Origin of the sequence: Methylobacter tundripaludum (assembly GCF_002934365.1) — a bacterium.
GTDB lineage: Bacteria > Pseudomonadota > Gammaproteobacteria > Methylococcales > Methylomonadaceae > Methylobacter_A > Methylobacter_A tundripaludum_A.
In genome coordinates this window covers 279,616-294,876 of record NZ_PTIY01000001.1, presented here as the reverse complement: position 1 = coordinate 294,876, position 15,261 = coordinate 279,616, and the positions used below count along the sequence as shown (strand labels likewise).

The following is a 15,261-nucleotide window of genomic DNA, read 5'->3' as shown; positions in this document are numbered from 1 at the left end:
GACATGAAGGCTTAAACCTTCATGCCGCTTCATGTCCTTCATGGTTAAAAAATGAAAAATAAAACTTGCTCAAGTTATTTCATATGAGGTTGCCGTTAAAAAACAGATCAAACCGGCGGGCGGGCCATGTGTTGGTAAGCGGTTAAGCTTGGTTTACGCAGCAACGCATTCTTGATCCGCCATTCATCCTGCGGTTCAACGCGCACAAGAAAACTGATTTTATCTTGCGCGCTATGGGCAATCGGAATTCCGTCTCGGTATAAAATGCGCTGACCCGGCTGCCCCGGTACGCGTTGTCCCGGCGTAACCAGACCGGTTAAATTCAACGGATCGGCGGCGCTGATGGCAATAAGATCGCCCTGCCCGGTTTGCTTGCGGATTTCTCTGAGGGCGCTTACCGCTTCGGGCAAGGCGTATTGTTCCCCGGCGAAGCCCTGCACGAAGCGGCCGCCGCGCAGCTCGCCCCGCGCCTCCATGTGCCGGAACACATATAACAATTCCCGCCACGGAGGCAGAATGTCTTCCTGATCCAGCAGCTTGCGAAAGATAATGCCGTAACGGCGCAGCAGGACTCGGGCGATGTGTTCGCAGTGCTGATAGCGGTCGGTTTCGACAGGCTGATTCGACCTATTTAACGACCAACGGCCGGAGGCGGCGAACGGATCGTGATGCGGATATTTTTTGCTGCGGCGTTGCTGGATTTTCTGCGGCGTGATCAGCGTGCGCAAGCCCTGAAAACTGTCAGCGGTAACCAGTCCCCAAGCGGCCAGTTCCGCCAGCGCTTCTTCCAGTTGCGATTTGAGCAGGCCGGTTTCTGCCAGCAGGTCTTCGAAGAAGCTGGCGCCCCATTGCTTCAGCGCATCGTAGACTTTTTGCCCTTTGCCCGACAACTCCAGCGCTTCATTCGCCGGCAGCGGCGCATAGGCGCGCCAGTGCGGAAGATTAGGCCGGCTGATAAAGCTGATTGAGGTGGATTTTCCGGCAGGGTTTTTGCGTTTGTTCAACGCAGTCCCGCTAGGAGCTTGCAAACGCAGCCAGGTGATTTTGCCGGAGCCGCACAATTTATCGAGATCTGAAGACAGATAGAAACGCATTCTGGCCGGCAGAATGTCGGCCTCCCAGCTGACGGCCGGAAGACAGAGGCCTTCCAGTTGCAATAAGCGCTGTTGCAAGGTGGCTTCTCCCTCGCCCGGATCATCCAGGCCGTGCCAGCGAAACAGGAAGCGCATGAAGTCCGCGGGAGCTACCGGCTCTATTTCAGTGCGCAATTGCTTGAGCGTATAGCGATGAATGCGCGCCAGTAAGCCGCGTTCGCACCATTCGGTTGCAGTGTTTTCCTGGGTAAACCTTCCTTGAATCACGAAGCCTTCCTGTTGCAAAGCGATTAAGGCGCGGTCAATAGCGGCGATGTCAAGCGCCAGCGGATCTGCCAGTTGCGCGGCGGTGACCGGTCCCAAACCTTCCAGGCGGCTGCGGATGATTTCCGTTGCGGCGCTGTCCCGATCGCTTGCTTCACCAGCGGCAACCGGGGCGATGAAAGGATGAATAACGGCCTTCGGAAACAGCAGTTGCAAAACCTCCAAGCGTTCGGCCGCAATCCATAGGCGCGTGTCATCGGCAAGGGTCATGACGGTTGCGCGTTTGCTCTTTTGCAGGCTTTCCATCAGGCTGGGCCAGCCGTGGGCAAGATTGTCATGCAAGTCCGAAAGCGGGCCGCGTGCTCCCTCGGTTTCGGTCAGAAACCCCAGCACCACCAGCGCGTCGTGAAGTTCGTCCGGGGTATGGGCTTCCGGCCAGGCTTCGATCCGTACCCGTTCGACGGCCTCGGGGTTCAGGCGGCCGATGTCGGCGGCGCTTTGCGGGTCCATGAAGCGCCGTTGCTGCACCGCCAGAGTCCTGCGTTCCTCGGCAGGGGCGTCGTCCAAAAAAGCATAGGGCCGGGCGTTGAGTATTTCCAGGGCCAGCGGGGAAGGGCTTGCCAAATCCCTGGCAATGACGGTGATCGTTCCCTGTTCGATGCCAGTCAACAGCCGTTCCAGGCCGTCGATGTCCATCAACTCGTGCAAACAGTCGGATAAGGTCTGGTTGACCAGCGGGTGATCGGGAATCTCCCGGTTTCCGGCGATGTTTTCCTGACAGGCGAGCTGATCCGGGAAGACCAGGGCGATAAGATCCTCGGCGTCGTTGCGCTGAAAATAGGCCGGGACTTTCTTTCCGGCGCGGTTGCGCGGCACGGCCAGCGCGGTGTTGGCAACCCAGCGCCAGCGCGACGGAAACATCGGGGCCGCTAACAGCGCCTGAATCAGGATGTCTTTGACCGTAGCCGCCTTGAGGTACTGCGCGGGTTCATCCAGCGGAAAACTGTGGGTCGGACCTAGCGACAACACAATGGTGTCTTCGCCGGCGGCGGCCTGTAGTTCGAAGTTGAAGCGGCGGCAGAAGCGTTTTCGCAATGCGAGGCCCCAGGCCCGGTTAATCCGGGAGCCGTAAGCCGAGTGGATGACGAAATGCATGTCGCCGGTTTCATCGAAAAAGCGTTCAAACACGATTTTCTGCTGTGTAGGCAATACCGTCAGAGCCGCCTTGGCCGCGGCCAGATATTGCGCCAGTTGCTCCGCCGCGGCATGGGGAAGCAGCAGGTTCTCTTTCAGATAACGATAAGCCTCGTCTTCTCCCTGTTCGAGCTTGGCATCCACGGTTGCGCGCAAATCCGATACCGCAAGCGACAGTTCATCGCTGCGGCCGGGCGCTTCACCGATCCAGAACGGGATATTGGGCGGCTGGCCGTGGGCATCTTCAACATAGACGCGGCCCTGTTCGATCTTGAGCATCCGATACGAGCTGTTGCCCAGTTGAAAAATATCGCCCGGCAGGCTTTCGAAAGCGAAGTCTTCATTCAGGGTGCCGACAAAAATGCCTTCAGGCTGCAAAATCACATCGTAATCGAACTGGTCGGGAATGGCCCCGCCGTTGATCAGCGCGGTCAGCCGCGCGCCCTTGCGAGGCCGCAGCATGCCGTGAACGGCATCCCGGTGCAGATAGGCACCGCGCCGGCCGCGCCGCGTATGAAAACCGTCGCTGAGCATTTTGACGACGTCTATAAACTGCTCATGGGTCAGTTCCCGGTAAGGCCAGGCAGCGGAAAAGGCCTGATAAAGATCGTTTTCGTGCCACTCGCGGCCGGCAATTTCGGCTACGATTTGCTGCGCCAGTACATCGAGCGGATGCTCGGGAATTGAAATATGGTCCAGTTCATCCCGTTGAATAGCTGCCATCATGGCAGTGCATTCCACCAGATCATCGCGCGACAGCGGAAACAGACGTCCTTTGGGCGTAGCGCCAAGGCTGTGACCGGATCGCCCGACCCGCTGCAGAAAGGTTGATATGGCATGGGGCGAGGCCAGCTGGCAAACCAGATCCACTTCACCGATATCGATACCGAGTTCCAATGAAGCCGTCGCCACCAGGGCTTTGAGCGTGCCCTGTTTTAAACGCTGTTCCGCTGCCAGCCGGTGTTCCTTGGCCAGGCTGCCATGATGGGAAGTGACAAATTCTTCGCCCAAGCGTTCGGCCAGCGCCGCAGCCACGCGTTCGGCCAGACGGCGGGTGTTCACAAAAATCAAGGTCGTGCGGTGTTGCTCGATCAACTGTTCAAGACGATTGTAGATTTCGCCCCAGACTTCCGCCGCCATGACCGCTTCCAGCGGCGAGCCGGTGACTTCTATTTGCAAATCACGCTGCCGTTTATGGCCGGTATCGATAATCGTACATTGCGTTGTCTGGGTTCCTGTCAGAAAGTGCGCCATCAGTTCGACCGGTTTTTGCGTGGCGGATAAACCGATGCGCACCGGCGGCGTTGCCGTCAGTTGCGTCAGGCGTTCCAGGGAAAGCGAAAGATGCGCGCCGCGCTTGTTGCCTGCCAGCGCATGAATCTCATCGACGATAACGCTGCGCACCGGGCTCAGCATCTCGCGTCCTGAATCCGAGGTCAGCAATATGTAAAGGGATTCCGGCGTAGTGACCAGAATATGCGGAGGCTGGCGCTTCATGGCCGCGCGTTCTGCGGTCGAGGTATCGCCGGTGCGGGTTTGGGCTCGGATAGCGACATCGGGCAGACCGCTTTCCAGTAACGCAAGACGAATCCCGTTCAGCGGCAGTTCCAGGTTTTTGTGAATGTCGTTGGACAGCGCTTTGAGCGGCGATATATAGAGAATCCGGGTTTCATCCGGCAACGGCGATTCCAGTCCCTGTTGCACCAACTGGTCGATGGCCGCAAGAAATGCCGCCAGGGTTTTACCCGAGCCGGTAGGGGCGGCGATCAGTGTGGATTCGCCCGCACGAATGACAGGCCAAGCCTGGCGCTGGACGTCCGAGGGGGCGTCGAAATGGGTATTGAACCATTGGGCGACGGTAGGATGAAACGATGTTAACGGCATGGCATCGGAAGTTAGCTTGAGAATACGGGGCCAGTATGAACGGAATCGGATCGTCAATCCAGCCACTACTCAGATTTCTGTCATCCCTGTAAATCAACATCCATTTTTCAGGCAAGTAAGATGGTGGTTGTTTTAAAAACAACAATATTTGTATGATGTTGGCTTTTAAGGTGAGGGTAGCGCTTTACCTTCTCTTAAACCCTTCTCGGCCTAAGACCGCAATAGATGAAGTGAATGCAGCGCAAAATCAATGCGGCATTAAGGACTAATGATTAAGCATTACGCTATCAAATCTCTGATTGATATAAACATAATGAGCAGTTGATTTGATCCGGCGATATTAAACAGGTTCTGACAGGCTGCAATCGGCCATTTTGCGACCTTCAAGTAGCCAAATATCTGAGACTTTTAGCGACGGCTTTGTAGCGTGATGCAGACATGATTACTTGCATGATTACTTGATTTTTTTTATAAGCACTTGGGCTTGAGTTCACATCCCGGTCATTCAGCAAAATTGCCCCGATTCGGAAATTAGAGTGTGAGCTAAAATGACTTATGTATTCGCCAGTTTTTTTACTGGCATTCACCTAACGGTCACTGGCAATTTCTCTTAGGAATTACGAAAATTAGCCAATAGAGAAGTAATATAGCCAGAACTATGCGCAAATTTGTTTGACACCCACAAATAATTCACCGAATTGGTTTTTGCTAAAAATTGACTGCCTCATTGCCGAATCAAAATATCTAAATAATCATGGAATTCGATCTCATACCTGAACGTTTCGAAACTAATCTTCGCGAAAAACTAGAGTTACTTATTACGGACGAAAAATTAGATGAGCTAGATGACATTCTGTTCAACCTGATTAGCGAAGAACCAACAAAAGACGCACTAGATTGTGTAAAGATTACAGCCGAGCTTCTGTCAGAATTTAAACGACCATGGCCATTGGCATATGCTTTGAACACACTACTTGCAGCCAATCTACTGACTAAAGACGTCGACGGTGCGATCAAAATATTTTCGCAGCTTATTGAACACTCTATAGAAAACGATACACCTACAGCAGCACTGTCTGGGATTGATAACATAAAAAGGCTGTTTGCGGAGGGTATACCTTATGACTATCTGCCTTATCTTTTTGAACAAACAGCTAGATTTTATTTACATTTTGGCGCAATCGTGGAAGCAATCACCGAGCTAATTATAGCTGCAAATCTATTCAGCGATTACGGCGCCTACCAGAGTGCATATAGAGTTCTCTACGACGCAGAACATTTAGCGCGTGAGAATAAAAATGCTGTTGAATTGGCGAAAGTCTTAACAGCCGAATGCGCTATAGCTATTATCGAAGGCGATCATGACTTTGCAGCAAAGGCAGGTAATGAAGCAATCGAACTTTATCGAATACTAGAATGTGACGTGCCAGAACACTTAACTTTGAATCTAGCCACATCAGCAATGAAAACAGAAGACTACTCCACGGCTATCAGAGTATACAAGGAGCTCTTAGCTAATAGCCAATGCAAGTCAGTTATGCTTCTGACCATTTTGATCAACTTATCTGCATGCTATCGCAGGATTGGCGAGTTAAAAAATGCAGATATTCACTTACTTAAAGCCAGAGATGAAATAAAAAAGATTTTGCCTGATCCTATTGACTTGGAACTGGCTGTCGAGTTAGAGCTGATCGCGGCAGCAAACGCTCTTGCTGGAAGTAAATTTAATGAATCTACTAAATGTCTTAATACCGCAGTCCATCTTCTTGATGATGCCGCGTCAGTTGTAGATCGACTTCACTATCGACGCGGTCATAGAGAGCGATATGTGGGTCGTATAGAATCGATGCTTTGTCAATTGCCACCTGAGGGCAAATCGGAAGATGTTGAGTTGATAATAGCTTATTGCCGAAGTAATCAACTCTCTGACTGGTTACATATATTGGACTGGGCCGATGAACTCGGGCAACTGCTTAGCGAAAGCGATAAAGCTAGACTTGATAAAGCAATTTTCCAATTGGCCAATTTTGGAGCACCATTTCTATATGGTTTTCGAGAAAAGTACAACGATGCTTTTGGAAGTGATCTGATGCCAGACCCGTGGCAAAAATTCACAGCGTTAGTTACCGATTTAACTGCTAGATACAAGTTTCGCCAACCTCTTTCCACTGCATCCGTTTTCAACTGTGTTAGCATGATTCGCCAGCGGTTGAGTGAAGGATATGGAATTCTAATCAGTATGTTTGCCGCTGGTAAAAAGGCAATGTTGTTGATTAATAGTCAATATATATTATGTGATCTGCCTGATACGGAGACTAAAGACTTTTTTTTGGCCCTGAATCAACATCGCAAAGGAAATGGTACAAGAAAAGTATGGAATGACTCCATCTGCGCTTATCAACAGGTGTTGCTTAAAAAATGCGTACCTTTGACAAAAGCACTTACAGATGACGAAACCTGTCGTGGGATCATTTTTCTACCAGATGGAATGGATTTAATTCCGATCAATTTATTGACTATTGGACATGATGTTCTTCGCAAACGCATTGCTGACGGTAAATTCGTAGTACGCACATGTTTGGCACTCTATTTGGATCGATCTTCTCCTTCCTCTTTGACATCTTTGAGCAACTTGACTGGGCTAATTGAAAAGTCGACAAATCTTAGATTTTCTAGTGAAGAAATCAAAAGTTTCTTCCGCCTGATAAACTCAGAAGGGACGGTCCTTGTCGATCCTACTTGGAGTGAATTTGAACAAAAGATGATGGTTTCAGATATTTTAATCATTGCACAGCATGGAGTATCAATTGCGCTCTTTTCTGACCCTCACTTTGGTAACTTGAGCGGTGTTGAATCTCGTGGGGTTATACGTTTTGACCAAATTCAAGAATCAGCTTACCTGTGGTCGCATCGGTTAGTTATACTGGGCACATGCCATAGCGGAGGGCTAATTAATAGAAATTTCCAAAAAATATTTAAAACACATGAGCTTATCGGATTCCCTAGCATATTTTTAACAAATAGAAAAAGTGTAGTATCAGCTGCTGATTGGGCTGTTTTAGATATGTATAACTATCTTTTGACAACGGTTTTTGCTGAGGAAATGAAACGCAATGACATTCCGCATGCTTTTAGCATCGCGATTGCAAAGCTAGTTGAAATGTCTGGATCGGATGCAATAAATCTCCTTGAACACATTGAGACACAAAGTATTAGAGACGAAATCCTTGAACACAAAGGCATCGAATACGTTGCCAACCTAAAGCAACAACCTTTCTGCTATGGTGCTTATCAAATATATACACTGTTATAAATTTCAAGTCTATGTAACGGACTTTACTCCAATCATTGTGAAAAGGCAGCTTTAAGTTTTGTCGTTTCACCATTGGGTAATAGAGCCTTTTTACTGCCGCTACGCCATTTGATTTGAATGGGTATGAGTAAGATTTATGTGTCGACTAAAGGAATTACTGCAGACATAAGCTATTGACATAAGCGAAAAGCCGCTTGGGGTCGAACTGAGTCAGTCACGAAAGTCTGGGGTCGGCCAATTTTTTGCACTCAGTGCATCGTAAAGTTGATGCCTCTGCCAGGCTGGTTCCAACTAATAACCTGACGGGCGCAAAATTTTCTTTCGGGAAAGTTAACATCTTTAAAAGAGGTGTTTCCGTGACAGTGACCATGCCATCTTTGCCTCGGATTCAAGTTCGTTTCCCCACACCTACACCAATCGACCAAGTTCAACCGTTTTCGGTTGGGCTTTTTTTATCCGCGTTCCCGCGTATTCGTGGGCGGAAATCCACCGTTCCTATTCAGGGCACATTTCACTTTCCCTGGGGCTATATTTTCTCCGAACCTTAGCCATCCGAAAAAGATCGAAGCCCACAAATGTCTGAATTTAACATTTTAAATTTGAATCGGCTGCGCACGGACTAATCGAATGGTTCGGCATCGGTTGGTGGAGAAAGATGCCCACTGCCTTACAATGTTAAGAACAGCGCGGACGTCCAGACTCTTGACTGATCGCGCTGGCGGGCGCTGATAAACAAAGGATGTTCTTGTCCACTTGCCAAGCCGAGCGGCGCAAGATCAATCTGCCCAGCCAACTCTCGGGGCAAATCGCTGTCCGTGAGCCGCTCCAGCGAGATTTTCAGCTCAGCGCCAGGCAATTCCTATACAAAACGGGATTGAGCAAGCAACGCATCACCAGACAGATCGAAAGCCATCTCGGGTGCATGCACATAAGGCTGCGGTTCACGCGGGTCGCCGACCTTGATATAACTGTCGATGCGAGTGCATGCCTGAATTTCGGCTCCCGCCAGCTTCGATAGATCGATTTCCAGGCTGTTGCCGTTGGTGTCGGTACGGAAAATCAATGTGGTCGCATTCCGGCGCCAGACGGTCTGCTCGGGATGGTCGAGCCCCAAAGTGCGAAAGCCTTGGATGACCGCTCCGGTGATCCGTATCTCACCGGTTCAATAAGCGCCGCGGTAGCGATCCTTGATCTGCGCACCGCCCAGACGCAGGCGAATCCTGCCTTCGGCAAAGCCGAGCTCCTGGTGTAAATCGCGCGACCAAATCAGCCGTTCGCCGTCGTAGAGTTCGACCTGTTCCCATCCGGCATCGCCCAGCAGCCGGTATTCCAGCGGCAGTCCCGGTTCAGCGGTGAACACATCGCCCATCAAATGAGTCCCTTGGCTAAGGCTGGCAAAGGTCTGTTCACCGGTGGTTGCAAACGTGTGCCGGGCGCGTAAGGCTCGGCCGACACCGGCACGATCGAAGCGTTCGGCGAGTACGCCGGTCAGTTCGCCGCGCGAGCCGAATACCGCCGTGGCCGGGACTCCGCCGCCGCAATGGCCTTGATGTTCGTCGCTATTGGCCGCTGCGCCGACCCGGTAACCGCGCTGCAAGGCTTCTGCGTAGACCCAGTGGAACAGCCCCCAAGCAGAACTGACTTCGAGCAGGCGCTCGAGCTCGAGATGATGCCAGTCGAGGTTGCAGCGGCGGCCTCCGACATGGGGCGTCATCAGGTGGCCCTGCGGGTCATTGGCATAGGCGGCATAGAGTTCGTCCACCGGCCAGGTGCCGGGCTTGGCAGGGTCGACGGTGACGAAAGTATGCGCGGGGCTAATAAAGGGTGCTTCGACGCGCGCAGACACAGCCCATTCGCCGGAGGCGCTGTTGGTTTTGGAATGCACCTCCTACTTTTCCAGCGGAGCATGCTGCGACCGCTCGACGTTCTTTATCCGGCCCGAGCGTTATGCGTGTGTGTTGAGTGGAGTATTCGGAAACGATTCAAACTGATCCGTTTTAAGCGAAGCGCAGAACAAGTTGATTCCATTCATGGTTCGACAAGCTCACCACGAACGGAATCAATAACTTACCGTTCATCCTGAGCCTGTCGAAGGATTTAATCAGCGCTTCCCTAGGTGAGACTCATTAAAAAAGGGGAGACTAATCCGGCCTCCCCTTCATTATTTTTGAAACTTGAAATTTGCTCCTAGGCCTTATACTTGTCCATGGCTTCCAGCTTTCCTATCGCCTCTTTTATTTTCGCTTCAGCCTCTGCATCCAGTTCCTTGCCGGCATAGACTTTTTCCAGCAAGCCTTCTTCAACCAATGCGTCTTTTATCCAGCGTTTGGTGAAGCGGTAATTGCTGTATGCCGTGGTAACTTCCCCTGTTTTCGGATCTTTTAATCCGGCGCTTTTTACTGCGACAGCTGGGGCTTTTTTAGCGGCGACCGGTTTGGCCGGAGCTGTCTTGGTTGTTGCCGGTTTAGCCGCCGCCTTAGGCGGCTCCGCTTTGGTTGCCGCAGCCTTAGGTGCAGCCGCTTTGCTCGCAGCGGTTTTAGGCTGTTCTGTTTTGGTTACCGCAGCTTTAGGCGCAGCAGGTTTAGCTGAAGCGGGTTTTTCGGTTGAGACCGCCGCCTGTGGTTTGGCTTGTTCCGTAGCGGCTGCCGGTGTTTCAGGTTTTGCTGCCGGCGAATGGGACTTAGCAGTTGCTTTTTGTTCGCCGATGATTGTATAGACAATATAGGCGACAAAAATAGTAGTTAATATAAACAATCCTTCAGTCATAATGGCTCTCCACCTCTTTAAGTTAATTTTTCATCACTGCTCTGAAATTAAGCGCCGCCGGTTAGCAGGGACGGGTCTTGTGCCTACCCTTTGCCCCCTCAGTCCTTTGAAGTCAATTATGACTTTACATTACTACTCTATGCCCTGCTGTCATGCAGGTAAACCGTATCGCTAGAGCCGGAATATACCAGAAGCCGGTGTGCAGGCAAAATTCTAATGCGAAAAACCGTAAACCTGGCCGGTACTTAGCGCTGGCATGTGGCGGTTACCAGCATATCCGGCCTTTCGCCAGCGAGGGCAGGTCATCGCGTAAACCCATTGCGTAATTGTTGAAATAAGCTTTGACCACCGCCGAGTGATTAATCAGGTTCATGCCCGCCGAGCGTAAGCGGATCAAGGGCTCTGCGTTCATGCCGTAAGCCTTGTTCAGCACATCCATGCTCGCCATCATCATCAGGTTATCGCCTTTACGCCAGCGCTCGTAACGGCGCAAGAAGCGCGAACCGGATAACGGCCTTTTTTCCCGTTTGGTTTGGATGACCAGTTCCGCAATGGCTGCGGCATCCAACAGCCCGGCGTTGACGCCTTGTCCGGCCAAGGGGTGCATCGCATGGGCGGCATCGCCGCACAGAGCGAAACGCTGATCGATATAGCGGTTTGCGTATTGAAAGCGCAACGGAAATGCGGCGCGCGGGCCGACGTCCAGCATCTTGCCGAGAATGCCGCCTGAGGCTTGTTCCAGGGCTTGCAGGAAATCTTGATCGGCAAGCGCCAGATGGTTTTTTGCCGTTTCCGAGCTCAAGGTCCAGACAATCGAACACTGCCCGTTTTTCAGCGGCAAAAAAGCCAATGGCCCTTCGTCGAGAAATCGTTGCCATGCGGTGAACTGATGACTCTTTTCGGTGCTGACCGTAGCGACCAGGCCGTCCTGATGATAGTCCCAGCCGGTGATTTCAATGCCCGCCATCGTTCTTAATGCGGAATCCCGGCCGTCGGCGGCAATCACCAGATCGGCCTCCAGGATGCGGCCGTCTTCCAGCCGCAACTGCCTGCCGCTGTCGTTTAGCTGCATATCGACGACTTTTGCCGGCGTTATGCAGGTGGCCGAGGGCAAGGTGTCCAGCACATCCCAAAGGGCGGCGACGGTGACCCGGTTTTCGACCAAATGGCCCAGTTCATTAAATTCGGTGTCGGCGCAATCGAAATGCAACTCGCCGTCGGCGGCGGCATCCCATACCCGCATGTCCCGGTAAGCGCAAATGCCGCGCCGCACCATGCCCGGCCAAGCGCCGACCGATTCCAGAATATTTTGGGAGGCTTTAGTCAGCGCGGAGACGCGAATATCGATAGGCTCCGGCGGCCACTGCCGTTCCGGGTTAAAGCGCTCCAGCAACGCAACCTTGACGCCGCCTTGCGCCAATGCGCAAGCGGTTGCCGCGCCAACCATGCCGCCGCCGCAGACGATGACTTCATAACGCTCGGTCATTGTTCTATCTCCTGCTGCCCAGGCGGGGCAAGCGCCCGGCCAAACCCATCGCGTGGCGCGTCAGCAATGCTTTTGCGGCGGGAATATGATCCAGCACCGCCAGGCCGATATTCCGTGCGGCAGCCAATGCCAGCCAATCGTTGGAAAAAATCCGCACTACGGTATCGGTAAAGTTGATGGTCCGGTCATGATCTTTCTGCCGGGATTCGGCATAAGCTGTTAAGAAATCGGCGGCGCCTATATCTTGACCGGCTTCATGCCGGGTGATGATCATTTCGGCCAGCTGCACAACATCGCGTAAACCTAGGTTAAACCCCTGTCCCGCAACCGGATGCAACTGATGTACTGCATTGCCGATAAGCACGGTTCTATCGGCGATCATTTTTTCGGCGCGTATCAGCGACAACGGGAACGCCCGCCGAGGAGCAGACAAACTAAGCCGGCCCAATCTATAGCCGAAACACTGTTGAAGCTCGGCCAAAAAATCCGCCTCGCTGCCGGACATCAGCGCTTCAGCATCTTCGCTGCTGCGCGTCCAGACCACGGCGCAATGAGCTGTATCAACCGGCAGCAAGGCCAGCGGCCCGGAAGCGGTAAAACGCTCGAATGCGGTATTGTTATGGGGTATCGATGATTTTACCGTGGTCACCAGCGCGGTTTGTCCATATTCGGTACTGTGCTGGGCTATTTCCAGCAGCTTGCGCACCGAGGAGTTGCCGCCGTCCGCGCCGACCAGCAGTTTGGCCGATATATTTAACGGCTCCTCGCCGCGTTTCAGGCTGATGTTGACGGCATCACTACCTGCCATCGAGCCGACCAGACGGGCGGGGCAAATCAGTTCCATGTCGGCCTCGGCTACCCGCTTGGCGACATGCGTTTCAATGTCCCGCGCGGTAATCACATAGCCCAGCGCCTCGACATGTTCTTTGTGCGCCGAGAGCCGGGTTTTGCCGAAATGGCCCTGATCGGAAATATGGATGTTTTTGATCGCCGTGGCGGCCTCGCTGACGCCTTGCCAGATGCCCAGCGCCTCAAGCATTTTCACGGTGCCGGCGGCCAAAGCCAAGGCCCGGTCCCCGGCCGGTGAATCATGGTGTTGTTCGCGGGTGTTTGCTTCAACTATTGCAATCTTCAGCCCGGTGTCTTTTAACGCCAGCGCCAGGCAGTTACCCGCCAAGCCGCCGCCGACAATCACTAAGTCGTAATCATGTCGCATCAGGTCGCCTGCATTAAGCTTTCAATTTCGGCAATGGTTTTGGGCACGCTGCCGGTCAAAATCTCGTGTCCCTCTGCGGTGACCAGCACATCGTCTTCGATACGGATACCTATGCCGCGCCATTGCTCGTCAACGGTCATGCAATCAGCCGGGATGTACAGGCCCGGTTCGACGGTCAACACCATGCCGGGTTCCAGCAGGCGCCATTCCTTGTCCAGTTTGTAGTCGCCGACATCATGCACGTCCATGCCTAACCAGTGGCCGATCCGGTGCATGTAAAACTGTTTGTATTTTTCATCCTTGATCAGTTTTGAGATTTTGCCTTTGAGCAAGCCCAACGATACCAGGCCTTTGGTCAGCACCTCAACCGACGCATCGTGCGCCAGATGCCACGGCAGGCCGGGCTTGATCTGTGCGAGCGCCGCCGTCTGGGCATCCAGAACCAGTTGATAAAGCTGTCGTTGGGGCTCGCTGAAACGCCCTGAAACCGGAAAAGTGCGGGTAATATCGGCGGCGTAATGGTCGCATTCCGCGCCGGCATCGATCAGCAGTAGGTCGCCGCTTTTTAACTTGTCGGCATTCTCTGTATAGTGGAGTACGCAGGCGTTCTTGCCGCCGGCCACTATCGATGGGTAAGCCACCGCACGCAAGCCGTCCTGGATAAAGTTATAGATAAGCTCCGCTTCTATCTGATACTCATACAGTCCGGGCTTGCATTTCTGCATGGCTTTGACGTGGGCGTTGGCGGACACCTCGGCGGCGCGGCGCATCAGTTTGAGTTCTTCGGGGCTCTTGAACAGGCGCATTTCGTGCAGGATATGCTCCAGAGAAACCAGTTCGCCCGGCGCAGTAACGCCGGTTCTGGATTGGCTGCGGATATGGTTTATCCAGAGCAATAAATTGTGGTCGAGATCGGAGTCCCGCCCTATCGGATAATAAACCTTGGCCTTGTCTTCCAGCATGCCCGGCAAAATGTCGTCCAGATCGTCAATCGGAAAAGAGTCGTCAGCCTTGTAATGTGCGGTGGCGCCTTCAAGGCCCGCATGCGCGCCTTCCCATAAGGCCTTTTTTTCGTCGAATTCGCGGCAAAATAAAATGTATTCGCCCTGCTTGCGGCCGGGGATAAAAACCGCCAGCGAATCCGGCTCATTAAAGCCGGTCAAATAATAAAAGTCGCTATCCTGCCGGAACGGGTAATCCACGTCCCGGTTGCGGGTTCGGACTGCGGCGCTGCCGATAAGCGCAATATTGCCGATGCCGATGTGCTGCATTAATTGTTTGCGGCGTTTTTTAAATTCGCTTTGTTTCATGTTTAGATCAGGTAAAGGTTAAGGGCGAAAGGCAAAAGGTTAAAAGTTCAAGCGGTTTTTTCGCCTTTTGTCTTTTGCCTTGCGTCTTCTTTATTCAATTCGCTACGCAGCAATAAAACCGCCGATCTGATGTATTCGGTAATTTCCATAAAATCGCTTTCATCTTCCTCGCCTTCAGCCTCCGTATCCAGCTTGGTGAACTCGACAATATCCTTCAGTATTTCAATCGTTTCCCTGGACCAGTCGGAAGCGGCCTGAGTAAATCCCACGCCCAATAGGAAGCCCTGGCACCAGTGGGTTAGCGCCTCGACCTGTTCGCTCAACAAGGTCTCATCGTCCGGCAACAACAGGTCGAATTCGAACTCGTCGCTCGCCAGCAGGCTTCGCGTTTCCTCGAACAAATGCGTCAGCACCTCTTTGTTTTGATCGGAAACCGGTGTCGCATGCCGAAACAGCTCGGTTAGCCACGCGGCGCTCTGAGCCTGTTCATTGACGCACAACATGCCCGCCGCCATGCCGTGAGCTTGCGCGGCGGTAAGTTCGGCGTCGCCTTGCATTACTATTTCACTAATTGTTTGATAAGTCATAAATTCCACATAATAATTTCACTATCGCGGACTAAAAATATCACTTATGCTACCATTGATCATAAACTTGGATAATATTTGTTAATCCTGAATCGCCCGGTAGATAGGCAATATTCTGCTTAACTACATTGCAATAACCTAGTTGCC

Annotated in this window: 9 protein-coding genes; 1 reads left to right on the top strand and 8 read right to left on the bottom strand. The window is 52.4% G+C overall.

Going from position 1 to position 15,261, the window contains the following annotated elements; all coding sequences use genetic code 11:
- Window positions 1–107 precede the first annotated feature (107 nt).
- A complete protein-coding gene (locus B0F88_RS01380; RefSeq protein ID WP_104422136.1) occupies window positions 108–4,436 on the bottom strand; it encodes a DEAD/DEAH box helicase in 4,329 nt (1,442 codons plus the stop codon).
- Between the two features lie 754 nt (window positions 4,437–5,190).
- Here B0F88_RS01380 and B0F88_RS01375 point away from each other — a divergent pair.
- Window positions 5,191–7,749, top strand: coding sequence for a tetratricopeptide repeat protein (locus tag B0F88_RS01375; RefSeq protein WP_104422135.1), 2,559 nt, complete (start codon window positions 5,191–5,193; stop codon window positions 7,747–7,749).
- 859 nt (window positions 7,750–8,608) lie between these two features.
- Here the strand turns inward: B0F88_RS01375 and B0F88_RS19490 are convergent.
- The 7 genes from B0F88_RS19490 to B0F88_RS01340 form a co-directional block, all read right to left on the bottom strand.
- On the bottom strand, window positions 8,609–8,863 hold the full coding sequence (locus tag B0F88_RS19490; RefSeq protein ID WP_219820746.1) for a hypothetical protein: 255 nt from the start codon (window positions 8,861–8,863) through the stop codon (window positions 8,609–8,611).
- A gap of 48 nt (window positions 8,864–8,911) precedes the next feature.
- Complete coding sequence (locus B0F88_RS19485) at window positions 8,912–9,463, bottom strand: hypothetical protein (protein ID WP_219820744.1); 552 nt, start codon at window positions 9,461–9,463, stop codon at window positions 8,912–8,914.
- 473 nt (window positions 9,464–9,936) lie between these two features.
- Window positions 9,937–10,515 (bottom strand): hypothetical protein, encoded by a 579-nt coding sequence (locus B0F88_RS01360; protein WP_104422134.1) that lies wholly within the window; start codon window positions 10,513–10,515, stop codon window positions 9,937–9,939.
- Window positions 10,516–10,780: 265 nt separating this feature from the next.
- A complete protein-coding gene (locus B0F88_RS01355; RefSeq protein WP_104422133.1) occupies window positions 10,781–12,001 on the bottom strand; it encodes a UbiH/UbiF/VisC/COQ6 family ubiquinone biosynthesis hydroxylase in 1,221 nt (406 codons plus the stop codon).
- Between the two features lie 4 nt (window positions 12,002–12,005).
- Window positions 12,006–13,217: a 2-octaprenyl-6-methoxyphenyl hydroxylase gene (gene ubiH / locus B0F88_RS01350; protein ID WP_104422132.1), complete on the bottom strand. Its 1,212-nt coding sequence runs from the start codon at window positions 13,215–13,217 to the stop codon at window positions 12,006–12,008.
- Window positions 13,217–14,527, bottom strand: coding sequence for a Xaa-Pro aminopeptidase (gene pepP, locus B0F88_RS01345; RefSeq protein ID WP_104422131.1), 1,311 nt, complete (start codon window positions 14,525–14,527; stop codon window positions 13,217–13,219). Before pepP ends, ubiH begins: the two co-directional genes overlap by 1 nt.
- A gap of 47 nt (window positions 14,528–14,574) precedes the next feature.
- Window positions 14,575–15,114: a UPF0149 family protein gene (locus B0F88_RS01340; protein WP_104422291.1), complete on the bottom strand. Its 540-nt coding sequence runs from the start codon at window positions 15,112–15,114 to the stop codon at window positions 14,575–14,577.
- Between the last annotated feature and the right edge of the window lie 147 nt (window positions 15,115–15,261).